This window comes from Streptomyces sp. NBC_01264 (genome assembly GCF_026340675.1).
Taxonomy (GTDB): domain Bacteria; phylum Actinomycetota; class Actinomycetes; order Streptomycetales; family Streptomycetaceae; genus Streptomyces.
The window spans coordinates 434,880-450,963 of record NZ_JAPEOX010000002.1; the positions used below are offsets into that span (position 1 = coordinate 434,880).

At 72.0% G+C, this 16,084-nt stretch carries 17 protein-coding genes; 8 read left to right on the forward strand and 9 right to left on the reverse strand.

What is annotated here, in order from left to right:
- Nucleotides 1-6: 6 nt before the first annotated feature.
- Nucleotides 7-1,041 carry a helix-turn-helix domain-containing protein gene (locus tag OG435_RS34895; RefSeq protein ID WP_430625797.1) on the reverse strand — a complete coding sequence of 345 codons (1,035 nt, stop codon included), beginning with the start codon at nucleotides 1,039-1,041 and terminating at the stop codon, nucleotides 7-9.
- Between the two features lie 165 nt (nucleotides 1,042-1,206).
- On the opposite strand from OG435_RS34895, the gene OG435_RS34900 reads away from it, so the two are divergent.
- Nucleotides 1,207-1,581, forward strand: coding sequence for a PadR family transcriptional regulator (locus OG435_RS34900; RefSeq protein ID WP_266883104.1), 375 nt, complete (start codon nucleotides 1,207-1,209; stop codon nucleotides 1,579-1,581).
- Complete coding sequence (locus tag OG435_RS34905; protein WP_266883106.1) at nucleotides 1,578-2,177, forward strand: HAAS signaling domain-containing protein; 600 nt, start codon at nucleotides 1,578-1,580, stop codon at nucleotides 2,175-2,177. The genes OG435_RS34900 and OG435_RS34905 overlap by 4 nt, the downstream gene beginning before the upstream one ends.
- A 50-nt stretch (nucleotides 2,178-2,227) precedes the next feature.
- Here the strand turns inward: OG435_RS34905 and OG435_RS34910 are convergent, their stop codons facing one another.
- Nucleotides 2,228-2,620, reverse strand: coding sequence for a TOBE domain-containing protein (locus tag OG435_RS34910; RefSeq protein WP_266883108.1), 393 nt, complete (start codon nucleotides 2,618-2,620; stop codon nucleotides 2,228-2,230).
- A 272-nt stretch (nucleotides 2,621-2,892) separates the two neighbouring features.
- On the opposite strand from OG435_RS34910, the gene OG435_RS34915 reads away from it, so the two are divergent.
- Both OG435_RS34915 and OG435_RS34920 read left to right on the forward strand, forming a co-directional pair.
- Nucleotides 2,893-3,096, forward strand: a complete 204-nt coding sequence (locus OG435_RS34915; protein ID WP_243336897.1) for a cold-shock protein — start codon at nucleotides 2,893-2,895, stop codon at nucleotides 3,094-3,096.
- A gap of 136 nt (nucleotides 3,097-3,232) precedes the next feature.
- Nucleotides 3,233-4,021 carry a GNAT family N-acetyltransferase gene (locus OG435_RS34920; protein WP_266883111.1) on the forward strand — a complete coding sequence of 263 codons (789 nt, stop codon included), beginning with the start codon at nucleotides 3,233-3,235 and terminating at the stop codon, nucleotides 4,019-4,021.
- A gap of 434 nt (nucleotides 4,022-4,455) precedes the next feature.
- Here the strand turns inward: OG435_RS34920 and OG435_RS34925 are convergent, their stop codons facing one another.
- From OG435_RS34925 to OG435_RS34945, 5 genes are read right to left on the reverse strand one after another with little or no spacing between them, the layout of a single operon-like run.
- Nucleotides 4,456-5,718: an ABC transporter substrate-binding protein gene (locus OG435_RS34925; protein ID WP_266883113.1), complete on the reverse strand. Its 1,263-nt coding sequence runs from the start codon at nucleotides 5,716-5,718 to the stop codon at nucleotides 4,456-4,458.
- A complete protein-coding gene (locus OG435_RS34930; protein WP_266886358.1) occupies nucleotides 5,715-6,806 on the reverse strand; it encodes a branched-chain amino acid ABC transporter permease in 1,092 nt (363 codons plus the stop codon). Before OG435_RS34930 ends, OG435_RS34925 begins: the two co-directional genes overlap by 4 nt.
- Nucleotides 6,807-6,849: 43 nt before the next feature.
- The gene (locus OG435_RS34935; RefSeq protein ID WP_266883115.1) at nucleotides 6,850-7,740 is read right to left on the reverse strand and encodes a branched-chain amino acid ABC transporter permease; all 891 of its coding nucleotides are present in this window, start codon (nucleotides 7,738-7,740) and stop codon (nucleotides 6,850-6,852) included.
- A complete protein-coding gene (locus OG435_RS34940; RefSeq protein ID WP_266883117.1) occupies nucleotides 7,737-8,546 on the reverse strand; it encodes an ABC transporter ATP-binding protein in 810 nt (269 codons plus the stop codon). Before OG435_RS34940 ends, OG435_RS34935 begins: the two co-directional genes overlap by 4 nt.
- On the reverse strand, nucleotides 8,543-9,340 hold the full coding sequence (locus tag OG435_RS34945) for an ABC transporter ATP-binding protein (RefSeq protein WP_266883119.1): 798 nt from the start codon (nucleotides 9,338-9,340) through the stop codon (nucleotides 8,543-8,545). The genes OG435_RS34940 and OG435_RS34945 overlap by 4 nt, the downstream gene beginning before the upstream one ends.
- 187 nt (nucleotides 9,341-9,527) lie before the next feature.
- Between OG435_RS34945 and OG435_RS34950 the strand changes: the two genes are divergently transcribed.
- Complete coding sequence (locus tag OG435_RS34950; RefSeq protein WP_266883121.1) at nucleotides 9,528-10,715, forward strand: PucR family transcriptional regulator; 1,188 nt, start codon at nucleotides 9,528-9,530, stop codon at nucleotides 10,713-10,715.
- 127 nt (nucleotides 10,716-10,842) lie between these two features.
- On the opposite strand, the gene OG435_RS34955 is transcribed toward OG435_RS34950, so the two are convergent.
- Both OG435_RS34955 and OG435_RS34960 read right to left on the reverse strand, forming a co-directional pair.
- Nucleotides 10,843-11,247 (reverse strand): transglycosylase SLT domain-containing protein, encoded by a 405-nt coding sequence (locus tag OG435_RS34955; RefSeq protein ID WP_266883123.1) that lies wholly within the window; start codon nucleotides 11,245-11,247, stop codon nucleotides 10,843-10,845.
- A gap of 483 nt (nucleotides 11,248-11,730) precedes the next feature.
- On the reverse strand, nucleotides 11,731-12,078 hold the full coding sequence (locus tag OG435_RS34960; protein ID WP_266883125.1) for a hypothetical protein: 348 nt from the start codon (nucleotides 12,076-12,078) through the stop codon (nucleotides 11,731-11,733).
- 160 nt (nucleotides 12,079-12,238) lie between these two features.
- Between OG435_RS34960 and OG435_RS34965 the strand changes: the two genes are divergently transcribed.
- From OG435_RS34965 to OG435_RS34975, 3 genes are all read left to right on the forward strand, one after another.
- Nucleotides 12,239-12,922 carry a GNAT family N-acetyltransferase gene (locus OG435_RS34965; RefSeq protein WP_266883127.1) on the forward strand — a complete coding sequence of 228 codons (684 nt, stop codon included), beginning with the start codon at nucleotides 12,239-12,241 and terminating at the stop codon, nucleotides 12,920-12,922.
- A gap of 75 nt (nucleotides 12,923-12,997) precedes the next feature.
- Nucleotides 12,998-13,447 carry an SRPBCC family protein gene (locus OG435_RS34970; protein WP_266883129.1) on the forward strand — a complete coding sequence of 150 codons (450 nt, stop codon included), beginning with the start codon at nucleotides 12,998-13,000 and terminating at the stop codon, nucleotides 13,445-13,447.
- 189 nt (nucleotides 13,448-13,636) lie between these two features.
- Entirely contained in the window at nucleotides 13,637-16,075 is a 2,439-nt protein-coding gene (locus OG435_RS34975; protein WP_266883131.1) for a bifunctional serine/threonine-protein kinase/ABC transporter substrate-binding protein, read from the forward strand.
- The last annotated feature ends 9 nt before the right edge of the window (nucleotides 16,076-16,084 follow it).

Below are 16,084 nucleotides of genomic sequence, written 5' to 3' on the forward strand. Positions count from 1 at the left end.
TCAGCTCTACGTAGCCGATTGACGCGCCCGCACCGAAGACTCCGCGGGCTCCCACGAGCCCGGGAGAGCGCGCCCCGGGGCGGCGGCCGGGGAGGCCGCGCGGTGTTCGGTGGGGGTGATTCCGTAGGCCTCGCGAAAGGCCCGGCTGAACGCGGTGGCGCTGGCGAATCCCCAGCGCGCCGCGATCGCCTGGACGGGCCGGGCTCTCGACTCCCCGCGGGCGAGGTCGGCGTGGGCGCGCTCCAGCCGGCTTTCGCGGATGCGTGCCGCGACGCTCCGGGGCTGGTCGGCGAAGAGGGCGTAAAGGCCTCGCAGGGACATGTTGTGCCGGTCGGCGATCACCTGGGGGGTCAGGCCCGGGTCGCCGAGGTTGTTCTCGATGAAGCGGTGGATCCGCTGCAGGGTCTCCTGTGCGCGCACCTCGGCCGGCGCCTCGCCGATGTCGCCGAGCTGTCGCGCGAGGCACGCGGTGGCCAGGTCGAGGGCGATGGAACCCATCCCGCGCAGCTCCTCCGGGCGGCAGTGCGGGCCGTGCGCGAGCAGCGTCCTCAGGAAGTCGGCAAGGACCGCCCCCGAGCCCCTGTCCGCGGCGAGGCTCCGCGCGAGGAGGCGGTCCACCCGGTCGGGGCGCAGCGCCACGGCGGGGCGGGGCATCTGGAGCACGACCGCCTCGCCCTGTCCGCCCGCGCTGACCCCCTCGCTCGGCCGTGAGGTGTCCGTGAGCACGAGTCCCCCCGCGACCACGGCCTCGCTGCCCCGCTGAGAGATCCTGAAAGCGCCTTGGGTGACGAGGGCCAGCTGCAGGTGCTCGGGGTCGCCGCGCCGAACGTGGGCCGGGGTGCGGCGCGAGAGGACCGGTGAGCACGCCACGGAGGACAACCGCACCACGCCGAGATCCAGGTCCGTGATCCTGGCGCGGAAGTCGGCCGCGTGCCGGGTGGTGAGCATTACGGGCATCACATCGCTGGACACCGTCTCGCAGAACCAGTCGAACCTGTCCTCACGTGCCACGACGGCTTCGGACGTCACCGACGAGCCCATGCGATCACCGACACCCTTTGACCTGGCAGGGAACCAGTTCCTCACCGGTTGGCCCACAGCCGCGCTTCCCCCCGTCCCATGATCGAGTATCAGCGACACGAGCGTGTGACCCGTGAATGCATCCCCCCTGCACGCCTGGTTGCCTCGCCAGGTATCTTGCATCGCATGGAACCAGGTGATTCGACCAAGCAGGCCCGGGCCGCCGCCCAACTGCGCAAGGGTGTCCTGGAGTACTGCGTGCTCGCGCTGATGCGGGACCGCCCCCGGTACGGCGTGGAGCTCCTTCACGCCCTGGAGGACTCCGGCACCCTGGCCACCAGCCAGGGCACGGTCTACCCGCTGCTCTCCCGGCTGCGCCGGGACGACCTGGTCACCACCACCTGGCAGGAGTCCGCCTCCGGACCGCCCCGCCGCTACTACGCGCTCACCGACAGCGGCCGGGCCGCACTCGACGAGTTCACCCGCGTCTGGCCCGGCTTCCGCAACGCCGTCGACGCCTTCCTCGCCACCCCGCACCACTCCACCGGAGACTCCGCATGAAGACCTCGGCCGACCCCGTACGCGACTACCTCTCCGCCGTCGAGCGCGAGGCCTCCGCGCTGCCCGCCGACCGTCGGAGCGAACTCCTCGCCGACCTCGCCGAACACATCGAGGTGACGCGCGCCGAGCGTCCCCGCGTCACGATCGGCGAGGTCCTGGCCGAGCTGGGGGACCCCCGTACGATCGCGGCGACGGCACTGGCCGAGGCGGGAAGCGGGGGCGTCGCAGTTCCGGCCCCCGGCGGCGCCGACACACACCTCCGGCGCGGCAAGGTCCACCCGGTGGTCCCGCTCCTGATGCTCACCGTCCCCTTCCTGTTCGCCGCGGTCTTCCCCTCCGTCCCCGCCGCTGGGTTCTGCAGCACCGTGTTCCGCGTCATCGGCGCGGTGCTCCTCTGCACCTCGGTGCGCTGGACCCCGGTCCAGAAGGCGACCGGTGTCCTGCTCACCGCCGTCCTGCCGACCGCCGCCATCGGCATCTGGACCTGGTCCAGCGCCGCCCCGGCGGGCGATGCCCCGGCCAACCTGGCCAACGCGGCGACGCTCGTCCTGCTGGCCGGCACGACGGCATGGCTCTGGCGGGTCCGCCGCGCCTGAGGCGCCGTTTCCGGTCCGCGATCCGAGCGGACGAGCGCGGGCAAGGGCGATCAGTCGCGGTCGACGTGCACGCTGGTCGACTTCACCCGGGCCGTGACCGTCACGCCCGGCTGCAGGCCGAGCTCCTCGACGGCCTCCCGCGTCAGCAGCGAGACCACACGGTGCGGGCCCGCCTGGACCTCCACCTGCGCCGATACCTCGCCCAGCTTGATCGCGGTCACGATCCCCGGGAACGCGTTGCGCGCCGAGGTGTACGGGGCGTCCTCGCCATCGGCGCGCTCCTGCGCGACCTCCACGCAGAACGCGGCGAGGGCCGGCCCCTCCACGATGCGCCGGGTTCCCTGCCGGTGGGTCGGGAAGCGGCCCGCGTCGGCCCACCGCCGCACCGTGTCAACGCTCACGGCCAGCAGCTCGGCGGCCTGTCCCATCGTGTACGACTCCATGACCACCACCCTAGGGGCAGGAGGTCATGAGCCTGTTGATCATCCTCCGACCCGGGCCGTGGCGGGCTCGATCGACCGGCTTCGGGGTGCCCGATCCGGGGCAAACCGATCATCGGTTTGCCCTCGTCGTGCAAGTGGGTAGATCATGCCTCGTGATCGGCAGTCGTGTGTCCGAAGTACCGCTTCACCAAGCGTCGGAGGACCAGGGCAAGCAACCCACACCCAAGGGTCCTCACAAGCGAGGACCCTCGTCCCCGACAGGGAGCAAAAAGATGGCCACCGGAACTGTGAAGTGGTTCAACTCGGAAAAGGGCTTCGGCTTCATCGAGCAGGACGGCGGCGGCCCCGACGTCTTCGCCCACTACTCCAACATCAACGCCCAGGGCTTCCGTGAGCTCCAGGAGGGCCAGAAGGTCGAGTTCCAGGTCACCCAGGGCCAGAAGGGCCCGCAGGCCGAGGACATTCGTCCCCTCTGAGCCACGGCTCTGAGCCGCAGTACCCAGACGCCCCGCACCGGTACGGTGCGGGGCGTCGCCGCGTCCGCCGCCGCCACCTGTGGCTCTGCCCTACCGCGCCGTCGAGCCGGGCCGGGGCCCGCCGTACTCTGTGCGGGTGATCCTGCACAGCCTTCACGACCGATCCGACCTGGCCGCCCGCTTCGAACGGGACCCGGCCATGAACCTGATGGAACTCGGCGACCTCGACGACCTGCCGTGGCCCCACACCAGCTGGTACAGCGTTTCCCAGGACGGACCGGTGGCGCTGCTCTACGCCGTCGGCGACGTACCGACGCTGCTGGGGTTCACCCGCCCCGGGCAAGCGGCCGCTCTGGAGGAGCTGGCCGAGGCGCTGCTGCCCGTACTCCCCCGGCGCTTCCTCGGGCATCTGACCGGAAAGGCCGCGAAGGTACTGGAATCCGGGTACGTCGCCCAGTCACACAGCACCCTGCTGCGCATGGTGCTGACCGAGCCCGACCTGGCCGACCGGTATCCGGCCGGACCGTGGCGGCCCGCCCCGCTGAGCCGGGATGACCTCCCCGACCTGCTCGAACTGTTCGAGCAGGCGTATCCGGGCAACTGGTTCGACGACCGCATGCTCGACACCGGCCAGTACCTCGGTGCCCGGCAGGACGGGCAGCTGGTCGCCGTGGCCGGCGTCCACGTGCACTCGGCCGCGTACCGGGTCGCCGCGGTCGGGAACGTCACCACGCATCCACGGGTCCGTGGGCAGGGCGCCGGCGGCGCCTGCGTCGCCGAGCTGTGCCGACGGCTGAGCAGGACGGTGGACCACATAGGGCTGAACGTCCGTGCGGACAACGCCACCGCCGTCCGGCTCTACCGCCGGCTCGGCTTCAGCGAGGTCACGGAGTTCACGGAAGCCCTCTTCACGGCGCGCCCGTAGGAAGCCCGCCCGCGGGGCCGTTGGCAGGCCGGGAGCCGTTCTGCCACCGCCCGGCAGGGCCGTCACGGCGACGGCCTCTGCCGTCGCGATGTCCACGGCCAGCGGATGCCGTAACGCCGGGCGGATCCGCGGGCGGGCGGCGCGGGCGGCGCCTCCGCGAGACGTGCGAGGAGCTCCGCCTTGAGGCGCTCCTCGAAACCACTGGGCCTCTCGTTCATCGGGCTACCTCCAACTGGCTTCGGTGTCGTGGGCTGAGCACCCGGTTCCTCCCCTGCGCGGGAACCCCGACGGTCCCCTCGTCCAGTACTTGGGTGAAAGCGCCTCAAGCGTTTCATCGGGAGCCGACGAGCGTGTTGGCCGGAGGCACGGAGGCTGCCGTCCCGACGCGTGTCGGGACGGCAGCCTCCGTCTCCTGCCCTCTTCCTGCCCGCCGCTCAGGAAGCGGGCGTGAACTTCGTCGCGGCGGGCACCGCGGTGGCTTCCTTGACCACCTTCATGCCGCCCGGGACCGTGGCGTCGGGCTTGAGGATCACGCTCTTCCGGGTGGAGGGGGCCTTCGGGTCCGAGAAGTCGTGCGTGATGCCGAAGCCGTTGTCGTAGGACTTCAGGCTCAGCAGGGCCGCCCGGATGCCCTCGCGGGTCAGGTCCTTGTCGGCGCAGGCCTTCTTCAGTACCTCTCCGAACAGGGCGCCGGCCGAGAATCCGGCCACCACGCCGTTGTCCAGGCCCGAGTCCGGGTACTCCGCCTTGTACGCGGCGGCCAGCGCGGCCGGGCCCGCCTCGGTCGAGCCGATCGGCAGGGCCGAGGAGGCGACGTAGTAGTCCTTCTGCAGGGCCGCACCCGCCGGGGTCGCCAGGAGCTGCGGGGCGAAGGCCGAGTTGTTGCCGACTACGGGGACGTTCCAGCCGCCCGCCGCGGCGACTCCGACGAGCGAGGCGGCCTGGCGGGGGCCGGCGCTGACGACCACGGCCTTGACCCCGGCCTGCTTGAGCGCGGCCACCTGGGCCGTCATGTCGTTGTCGGTCGGCTTGATCTTCTGTTCGACGACGGTCAGCCCGGACTCCGCGGCGATGGCCTTGGCCCCGGTCAGCGCGTTCTCGCCGTAGTCGCCCTCGAAGTAGACGTGCCCGATCTTGTCGCCCGAGGCGATCCGCTTCTGGTCGAGGAGGTAGCCGACCGCGTTGATGGTCTCGATGTCGTACGTCGCCCCCACCGTGCGGATGTACGGGCTGCCGAGCAGCGAGGCGGACCAGGCCTGCGGGATGACCAGCCCCTTGTCCTGGCCGTCGATCCGCTGCTTGACGGCGGAGACGAACGGGGAGCCGATGAACTGGGCGAAGCCCAGCACCGAGGGCTCCAGTTCGGTGTAGGCGGCGAGGGCCTTCTGCGGGTCGTAGCCGTGGTCGCGGACCGTCAGCTCGATGGTGCGACCGCAGATGCCGCCCGCCGCGTTGGTCTGCTTCGCCCACAGCTGCTGGGCCTGGGTGACGCTCTTGCCGAGGGAGGCGTAGACGCCGGTCATGTCGGTGAGCGCGCCGAGCTTGATGGCCTTGTCGCTCACCCCGGGGCCCGCCTTGACCCCGCCCGCGGCGGGCTTGTCCCCGTCGGCCGGCTTGGCCTTGCCACTGCACCCGGCGGCGCCGGTCAGGACGAGTGCGACCGCCAGGACCGCGGCGGCGTGCCTTCTTCTGTTCACGTTCGCTCCTTCGAGGGTGTGGTGCGGGTGCGGGTGCGGAGGATCCGGGTGATGCCGGTGAGACCACCGGGCAGGAACAGGACGGCCACGACGACGGCCGCCCCGTACAGGTAGCGGGAGGCCTCGCCCGGGGAGACCCCGCCCGTTCCGGGGGCGGACACCAGCGGGAGGGCTTCGCTGTAGCGGGTGAGGAGTTGGGGCAGCAGGGAAACGAAGACCGCGCCCACGACGGCCCCGGCGACGGTGCCCAGGCCGCCGATCACGATCATGGCGAGGTACTCCAGTGACAGCACCATGCCGAAGTAGTCGGGCACGGTGCGCTGGAAGACGAGGGCGAGCAGGACGCCGGCGAGCCCCGCGTACATGGACGACAGGACGAAGACCGCGGCCCGGTACCGGGCGACCGGCACGCCCATCACCCCGGCGGCGATGCTGTGGTCGCGCAGGGCGTTCATCGCCCGGCCGGGCCGGCCCCGCAGGACGCCGCGCGCGAACAGGGCGCCGGCGAGGAGGGCGGCGAGGGCGACGTACCAGAGCTTCTCGGCGGACTGGAAGGGGACGGCCGCGACGACGGTCTCGGTGTCGTCGAAGGTGAAGCCGAAGAGGGAGAGCGGCTCCACCTCCCGGCCGTTGAACCCGCCGGTGACGCTGGTGGCGTTGAACAGCACGTGCTGGCCGATGAAGATCAGCGCGAGCGTGGCGATGCCGAGGTACGCGCCGCGCAGGCGGCCCGCGATGGGGCTGAAGAGGCCGCCCGCCGCCCCGGCGAGGGCGACGGCCAGGACCGCGGCGAGCCAGCTGGGCAGGCCGAGCCCGACCAGCTCGTGACCGCCCGCCGTGCTGCCGTCCCCGGCGAGCGCGCAGTACCCGTAGGCGCCCACGGCGAGGAAGAAGGCGTGGCCCATCGACAGCTGGCCGGTGGCTCCGGTCAGCAGGTTGAGCCCGATGGCCCCGATGGCGGCGGCGATGGCGAACAGCCCGGCCTGCAGCCAGAACCGGTCGAGGTAGAAGGGCAGCGCGAGGAGTACGAGGACGGCGCCGGCCACCACCGCGTTGCGGCCACTGAGCCATCGGGGCCGGGAGGCCACCGCCGGGGCGAGTGCCTCGGGGTGCAGCACGGGGCTGCGGGTGTCAGACACGGGCGAGCTCCTTCGTGCCGAGGAGTCCGGCGGGACGGATCAGCAGGACCGCGACCATCACCAGGTACGGAGCCAGGTCGCCGATGCCCCGGCCGAGGAAGGTCAACTGGCTCTGGTAGCCGGTGGCCAGTGCCTCGGTGACGCCCACGATCAGACCGCCGGCCAGCGCGCCGGAGGTGGAGTCGAGACCGCCGAGGATCGCCGCCGGGAAGGCCTTCAGGGCGGCGAGGGACGTGGCCCGCTCCAGGCCGGGCGTGGGGAAGACGGTCAGGAAGAGCGCGGCGACGGCGGCCAGTGCCCCCGCCACGGCCCACGCCGCCAGCGAGACCCGGCCCAGCCGCACGCCCATCAGCGCGGCCGTTTCCGGCTGTTCGGCGGCGGCGCGCATGGCCACCCCCCAGGAGGTGTGCCGGAACACGAGCAGGAACACGGTGATCAGCAGGCCGGCGGCGAGGATGGCGGCGATCCGGGTCTGGGGGACGGTGACCGCGCCGAGGTGGACCACGCGGTCGCCCCACGGATCGCCCAGCGAGAGCACGTCGGTGCCGAGACGCCGGGTGAGGTCGGTGATGAGGAGGATGTCCACGCCGATGGTGACGATGGCCAGCACGCTCTGGTCCTGGCCCCGGTAGCGCCGCATCACCAGGAACTCGATCGCCGCCCCCACGGCGGCCGCCGACAGGGCCCCGGCCAGGAGCGCGCCCCAGAATCCGAGCTCCTCGTGCAGGGTGGCGGTGACGTACCCGCCGGCCAGAAGCAGGGAGGCGTGGGCGAAGTTGACCACTTCGGTGGCCTTGAAGATGACCACGAAGCCGAGGGCGATGAGGGCGTAGACGGAGCCCATGGAGAGCCCGCCGAGGAGCAGTTCGAGGAAGGTGGTCATGCGGCCGGTTCCTCCTCTCCGAGGTACGCGCGGACGACCGCGGGATCGTTCTGCACCTGCGCGGGAGTTCCGCCGCCGATGCGTTTGCCGAAGTCGAGTACGGTCACCGCGTCCGCGAGCCGCATCACCACCCCCATGTCGTGTTCGACCAGCACGATCGAGATGCCGAGGCCGTCCCGGACGCCCGCGATGACGGCGGCCGTGCGCTGCCTCTCGTCGGCGGTCATGCCGGCGACGGGTTCGTCGAGGAGCAGCAGCCGGGGCTCCATGCACAGGGCCCGGGCCAGCTCGACGAGTTTCTGCTTTCCGTACGGGAGCGAGCCGGCGGGCGCCGCGAGGTCGCCCTCCAGGCCGACGAACTCGGCGATCTCCCGGACCCGTTCGCGGTGCCGGCGGTCCTCGCGGGCGGCGGCGGGAAGCCGCAGTCCCGCGGCCAGGAAGCCGGTCCGCATCAGCCGGTGGCGCCCCAGCAGGAGGCTGTCGGCGACGGTGGTGTGCGGGGGCAGCGCCAGGTTCTGAAAGGTGCGGGCGACGCCGAGGGCCGCGACGGCGTGCGGGGCGAGGCCGGTGAGCTCGGCGGCGCCGAAGCGGACGCTTCCGCCGGTGGCCCGGTACACCCCGGACAGCACGTTGAAGCAGGTGGACTTGCCCGCTCCGTTGGGTCCGATGACGGCGTGCACGCTGCCGGGGTCCACGGTGAAGGAGACCGAGTCGAGGGCGGTCAGGCCTGCGAAGCGGACGGTGACGTCGGTGACGGTGAGCGGCGGCGGGGAGGCGTGTGGCGGTGGGGAGGCGTTCGCGTTCATGCCGTCCACCTGCGCAGTTCCCGCCGGGTCCCGTCGGTGGCCGCCTCGGGCGCGGCCTCGTCGGTGATGCCCAGGTAGCGGCGCCGCACCTCGTCCGAGGCGGCCAGCTCGGCGGCCGGGCCTGCGAGGGTGACCTCGCCGACCTCCAGGACGTAGGCGTGGGAGGAGAGCCGCAGCGCCAGGGCGGCGTTCTGCTCGACGAGGAGCACCGAGGCACCCGAGGCGTTGATCTCGGTGATCGTCTCGGCGATGGTGGCGGCCATCTTGGGAGCGAGCCCGAGGGTGGGCTCGTCGAGCAGCAGCAGGCGCGGGCGCGCCATCAGGGCGCGGCCCAGGGCGAGCATCTGCTGCTCACCGCCGGACAGCAGTCCGGCCCGCTGCCGCGCCCGCTGGGCCAGTACGGGAAACAGCTCGTGCACCCGGGCCAGGGAGCGGGCCGTGGCCGCGCGGGATCCCGCGCGGCCGCCCAGGGCCCCGGCACGGAGGTTGTCCGCGACGGTCATGCGGGTGAAGATCTTGCGTCCCTCGGGTACTTGGACCACCCCGGCGGCGACGACCCGGTCCGGGCCGATCCCGTCCAGCGGCCGGCCGTCGAAGGTGACGCTCCCGCCCGTGACCGCCCCCCGGTGGAACCCGAGCGTCCGGGACACCGCGCGCAGCAGCGTGGACTTCCCGGCGCCGTTCCCTCCGAGTACGACGACCACCGCGCCGGCGGGCACGTCGAGCGATACGGAGCGCAGTGCCCGGACCGCACCGTAGCCGATGGACAGCTCACGCACTTGTAGCGAACCCACGTCCTCTCCTTCCTCTGGGCGGCCTTGTGCTGGCGCACAGACCAGCACCGGGCCGGGGCGGACGTCCACGGGCCGATGCGGAATCGCTGCCGATGACCAGCCCGGACAGGACCGTGTTGTGCACGCGCACAGACCTGCCGTACGCGCCCCTTACGGCGGCGGAGGCGGGGTGACATCCTCAGCGGCCATGGGTGGACGCAGAACGCGCACGGAACAGGAGTGGTCGGTCCTGGGGTCGGCGGCGGACGTACTGATCGCCGACATCCCCGGGCTCACCGACCAGCTCATCAGGGACCTGGCGAAGCACTCGCCGCTGTTCGACCTGGCCGTTCCGCGGGACGAGCACTGGCAACAGGTCAGCAAGGCCATGCACTACGGGATCGAGGCCTTCGCCGCACCCCGGTCAGCCCCGCGCAAGGACCTCTCGTACGCGGAGGAACTGGGCCGGCGACGGGCCGAGCAGGGGCTGCCGCTGGACCTGCTGCTCTACGCGTACCGCAGGGCGGGCCGGCTCACCTGGGACGCGCTGCTGGACATCGTCACCGAGAAGGAGCCGGAGGCGCTGCCGGTCCTGGCCCGCGCCGCCGGGGCCATGTGGGCGGGGATCGAGCAGCAGGCCGCCGCGACCGCGGAGGCGTACCGCACCGCGGAGGTCGAGATGCGCCGGCGCAGCGACGAGCGGGTGCAAGCCCTCCTGGACGCCCTGCTGGAGGGGGACAGCGCACCGGCCCTGGCCGCCCAGGTGGCGCTCGCCCTGGACCTGCCGGAGCAGGGGCGGTACGCGGTGGTGGTGATGCCGGCCGACCGGGGCGATTCGGTGCACCGGGTGGTGGCGGCGGGCGGGATGCGGCTGTTCTGGCGGATGCGCACGGAACGGGAGCTGGCCGTGGTGGCACTGGGCGACTCCTCGCCGGCCGAGCTGGCGGCGGAGCTCGCGGACCGCTGTCCGGGACCGGGCGGGATCAGCCCGGTGGTGGACGGACTGGCCGAGCTGGGCCGGGCCCGGCGGCTGGCGGAGACGGCGCTGCGGACCTGCGGGCAGGACGAACGGGTGCTGGTGCAGCTGTCCGACCGGCTGCCCATGGCCCTGGTGGTGCGCCAGCCCGAGCTGTCGGCCGAGCTGGTCCAGGCGGTGCTGGGCCCCCTGCTGGAACTCGACCCGACGGACCGGGCGATGCTGCTGGAGACCCTCGACGCCTGGCTGGCGGCGGAGGGTTCCGCGGGCCGCGCGGCGAGCCGCCTGTACTGCCACCGCAACACGGTCTTCAACCGGCTGCGCCGACTGGAGCACCTGACGTCGAAGTCCCTGTCCCGCCCCCGGGACCTGATCGCGCTCACGCTGGCGCGGGACGCGTACCGGCTGTCGGTCGGCTGAGCGGGCCCGGGCGGCGTGACCGGCTGGGCGTGACCGGTGGGCGCGACCGGTGGGCACGCGCGCATGCGAAAACGCTCGGCCGGAATATCCGGTCGAGCGTTTCGTGGTGCCGTGATCCGCTGGTGGTTTAGTACCAGTGGTGGTTCTGCCAGAAGGTCCAGGCGCCCTCCGGGCTGCCGTAGCGGGAGTTCATGTAGTCCAGGCCCCACTTGATCTGGGTGGCCGGGTTGGTCTTCCAGTCCGAGCCCGCCGAGGACATCTTCGAGGCCGGCAGGGCCTGGACCAGGCCGTAGGCGCCCGAGGAGGAGTTCGTGGCGGTGTGGTCCCAGCCACTCTCACGGGACACGATGTTGTTGAAGGCCGCGAACTGCGCCGGGTCCTTGATCATCTGCTGGGCGATCGCCTTGGCACTCAGCGGGGCGGCCTGCGCGGGAACCGCGGACAGCATGGAACCGGCGACGCCCAGGGCGAGGACGGTACCCGCGAGGGTCTTCTTCGAAGCGGCGATGCGGCGGATGACAGTGTGGGACACGGACGGACCTTCCGAAGGGGACAAGGGCAGTCGCAGGCATGGATGAGCCACTCACGTGAAGAAGAGGGGTTCGTCGGCGGGAGCGGGGATCCGGGGGACCTCCGTCCGCCCTGCGACTCATCCAGTTCTACGGGGGTAGAGCCCGCCTGGCAACGACCCCTCTTACTAGTGGTCCTCGCAGCCCGGGTGCAACGACCCCCTTTGGGGCGGGACGACATCACCGCTGGTGGGGAGTGGTGCGTGGGGGTGGGTGCGGGACGCCTAAGGACTACTATCCCGCTTCGTATGTGACCTAGGTCCTGTGGGGCGGGTCACCGCCGGGGGGCCCGGATCTCACCCTCCGTGGCTACCCGTACCCCTCTCGGGAGAAGGTTTCAGGGCGTTCGCGGCCCCCGGATCGAAGGCCAGAGGACCCCGAAGGCTGCCAAACCGCGCGGCCGGCCGCCGTAGCGCGTGGTGGCGGGACGTACGTCGGCTGCCCGGTCAGTGTTCGCCGTGGTCGCCGGCCACGCCCACCACAGTGGGGGGCCAGCTCCCCCGCTCGATGAAATGTGCCACCGCCTGCGCGGCCAGGTCGAAGGCGAAGCCATCGGCGGAGCCATCGCCGCGCGGATCGACGAGGTGCTCACCGGGACCGCCTTCTGCGGCCACCAACGTGACCGTCGCGCGTTCGCCATCGGTGATGACGCCCAGGAGCTGCCCCGCGTCGCTCTCGAACCACGTCTCCGGGTTCCCCCAGTCCCATCGGTGGCGCAGCAGATTGCGAGCCTCGTCGCCGGAGTAGGCGTAGCCGGCGGATCCTCGCAGGTGCCAGCGGTTCTCGGTGGTCAAGGTTCCCCTGCCTCGATCTGACGTCCGAAAAGGGTGCTCCATTCTCACACCTGTGATCACGGGGCCGGTCGCCGTGACGATGGCGTCGCCGGGTGGTCCGTGCGGCGTGTCCGCCGTGCGCGACCGCGGAAGGCCCGGGACCGCTGCCTAGCGTGGCCGCATGAGCACCCGTACGACACTGCCCATTGCCGGGTACGGCATCCGGTTCGCCCGGTCCTCCGAGTCCGGGGCGGTCGCCTCCCTGCTGGCCCGCGCCTTCTCCGACGACCCGGTCATGGCATGGATGGTCCCCGCCTCGGCCGACCGGGAACGCCGGATCGCCCGCTACTTCGAGCTCGCCCAGCGCCAGCAGCGACCCCGCGCCGGCGGTGTCCGGGTCGCCGCGACCACCGACGGGCGGTTGCTGGCGGCCGCGCTGTGGTCGGGGCCCGGGCGCTGGAGGACCTCCGCGTCAGCAGAGCTGGCGGCGCTCCCCCATTACGTACGCGTCTTCGGTCTCCGAGGGATGTCGAGGGCCGGCGAGGTCCAGAACGTCATGCACAGCGCCCATCCGGACACTCCGCACTGGTACCTGCCGTCCGTGGGAACGGACCCGGGGCTCCAGGGGACGGGAGTCGGTTCGGCGCTGTTGCGCCAGCAGTTGGCCGACTGCGACGGGCTCGGGCAACCCGCCTACCTGGAGTCGAGCAAGGCCGCCAACGTTCCGTTCTACGAGCGGATGGGTTTCCGCGTCACCTCCGAACTCCGCCTTCCCCATGGGGGACCCACCCTCTGGCCCATGTGGCGCGAGCCCTCGTCGACGGCCCGCCAGGTCGGGGTGCATGGGCCCGTCAAGCTCGGGTAGCCGCGCCTCCAGACGTCCTGACGGACGACCCGCAGCTGCGGGGTGCGGGCTGCTGACGAAACGGAAGGGGTGCACATGTCGCACGTCGAGGAGTACGTCGAGGTCAACGTCCCCATACGCACGGCCTACAACCAGTGGACACAGTTCGAGGACTTTCCCGCCTTCATGGAGGGGGTCGAACGCATCGTCCAGCGCACGGACACGCTCACCCATTGGGTGACGAACGTGAACGGTGTGCAGCGCGAGTTCGACGCGCAGATCACCGAGCAGCTCCCGGACCGACGCGTCGCGTGGATGACGGTCGACGGTGAGGCCCGCCAGGCCGGTCTCGTCACCTTCCAGCCGATCGACGCGACCACCACCAAGGTCGTCCTGCACATGAACTGGGCACCGGACGGCCTGGCCGAGTCGGCCGCCGACAAGCTCGGCTTCGTCAAGCGTCAGGTGGCCGGCGATCTGAAGCGGTTCAAGCTCTTCATCGAGTCGCGTGGGGTCGCGACGGGTGCCTGGCGCGGCGAGATCTGACGGCGACGGGGCGGCCGGCCCGGGCGGCGACGAGCCCGGGAATCGGCCGGCCTCGGCCGGCCGGTGCGGTTTCTGCACCGTGGTGGCGTTCGCCGTCGGGCCGGCGCTCTTCGGGGGGGCTTCTCCTGGGCCATGGTTCAAGCCAGGGTTCCGTCACCCGACCGGTCCGACAAGTCCTAGAGTGTCGGCGTGACCGAGCAGAATTCCGAACTCATCGCCGGCCGTTACCAGCTCGTCGAACTCATCGGCCAGGGGGGCATGGGCCGGGTTTGGCGCGGCGTCGACCAGCAGCTCTTCGGACGCGAGGTCGCCGTCAAGGAGATCCTCTTCCCGGCGGGGCTGGACGACGGCGACCGCGCGACGCTGCTCATGCGTTTCACCGGCGAGGCCCGCGCGGCGGTCACTCTCAGCCATCCCGGGATCATCACCATCCACGACGTCGTGGAGCACAACGGCGCCCCCGTCATCGTCATGGAGTTCATCCGGGGGCAGTCCCTCGCCGCGGCCATCCGCTCGCAGGGGCGGCTGCCCGTGCAGCGCGTGGTGGAGATAGGGGCCGCCCTGCTCGGTGCGCTCACCGAAGCCCACGGCGCACGGATCATCCACCGCGACATCAAGCCGGACAATGTGCTCCTGTCCAAGGACCGCGTCGTCCTCACCGACTTCGGCATCGCCCATCTGGCGGACGCCACGACGAAGCTGAGCCGGAGCGGGACCGTCATCGGCACCCCGCACTACATGCCCCCGGAGCAGCTCGAGGGCAAGCGTCCGACCCCGGCCAACGACTTGTGGGCGCTCGGCGCCACCCTCTACCACGCCGTCGAGGGCCGCCCGCCGTTCGAGGCCGACGGGCTCCACGCCCTTGCCGTCGCCGTCTTCACCCGACCCCACCGGCCGCCGGTCCACGCCGGCCCGCTGGCGCCCGTACTGGACGCGCTCCTGACCAAGGATCCGGCGCGACGCGTCGGCGCCGCCGAGGCCGCCGAGCTCCTGGCGTCGGCGCTGCGCTCCTCGCGGTCCCGGCCGGACACGAGCGCGGAGTCCTCCCCCCACGAATCCGACCCGCCCAAGTCCGACCCCGGCGAGTCCGACCCCCGCCAGTCCGACCCCCGCGAGTCCGTGCCGGTCCCCTTCCCGGACGCGGCGACGGAGCACGCTCCCACCCCGACCGAGCGGGAGGCGGAGCTGCCGTCCCCCTCGCCCCTGCCGACGCCCACGGCCGAGGAGCCGGCGTCTGCGCCCGGTACGCTCCGCCGGCCCGTACCGGAGCGGCCGACCACCCCGCCCGTGGCCGTGCCCTCCGGCGAGGATCTGATCTCGCTCGGCCGGCCGGACCGGCAGGGGCGGGCCGAGGGCGCGTCCACCCGACGGCGCACCCTCACGCGGCGCTCCGCCGTGTGGGGAGTCGCCATGGTCACGCTCGCGGCCGGCTCCGTTCTGACCTGGAAGTTGACCCGTGACACCCCACCCGACGGCGGGACGCCTGGCGGCGGTTCCGGGGCGGCCTCCTCCGTCACGGTGGTCATCGGGTTGGACGCACCGCTCAGCGGCGGCCTGTCGGCGATGGGGGTCGGCATGAAGAACTCCGCCGACCTGGCGGTCAGGACCTCCAACCGCACCGGGCACGTACCCGGTGTGAACTTCGAGATCAAGGCTCTGGACGACGAGGCCGCTCCCGCCAAGGGCGGGCCGAACGCCACTCGGTTCATCGAGGACGAGAAGGTGCTCGGCATGGTCGGGCCCCTCACCTCCGGGGTCGCCAAGGCCATGGCGCAGCCGCTCGGACAGGCGAACCTCGTCAACGTGTCACCGGCCAACACCGACCCCGTGCTGACGCTGGGCCCCGACTGGGCCAAGGGCTCCAAGTCGCGCCCGTACACGACCTATTTCCGAACCGTCGCCACGGACGTCGACCAGGGGCCGTTCGCCGCCCGGTACCTCCACGGCGAGGCCGGGAAGAGGAAGCTCTACGTCATTCACGACGCGGGCACCTACGGCACTGGGCTCGCTTCCGGGTTCGGGGCCGCGTTCACGAAGCTCGGCGGGACCGTCGTGGGTACGGACCAGATCGATCCCGCGCAGGACGACTTCTCCTACTTGGCCCCGCAGATCCGGGCCTCCGGCGCCGATGCCGTGTACTTCGGCGGCTACTACGACGCCGCCGGGCCGCTCTCCGAGCAGCTCAAGCAGGCGGGTGTGACCATCCCCCTGATGGGCGGCGACGGCATCTTCGACCAGCAGTTCCTGACCACGAACAAGAAGGCCGAGGGCGACCTCGCCACGGGCATCGGCGTTCCCGCCGAGGGCCTGGAAAAGGGACAGGACTTCCTCACGCGGTACCGGGAGGCGGGATACCCGGAGGCGGCCGGCACCTACGGCCCCTACGCGTACGACGCCACCTGGGCCGTCATCGAGGCGGTGAAGGCCGTGGTGGAGGCCAACGGCGGAGCCCTCCCGGCGGACGCGCGGGCGAAGATGCCGCAGGCCGTGTCGGGGCTGGCTTTCGACGGCGTCACCGGTCGGGTGGCCTTCGACGAGTACGGCGACACGGTCAACCGCCAGCTGACGGTCTACGCGGTGAAGGGCGGCAGCTGGACGACCCTGAGGAGCGGCCCCGCCGCCCCCTGATCCGTACCG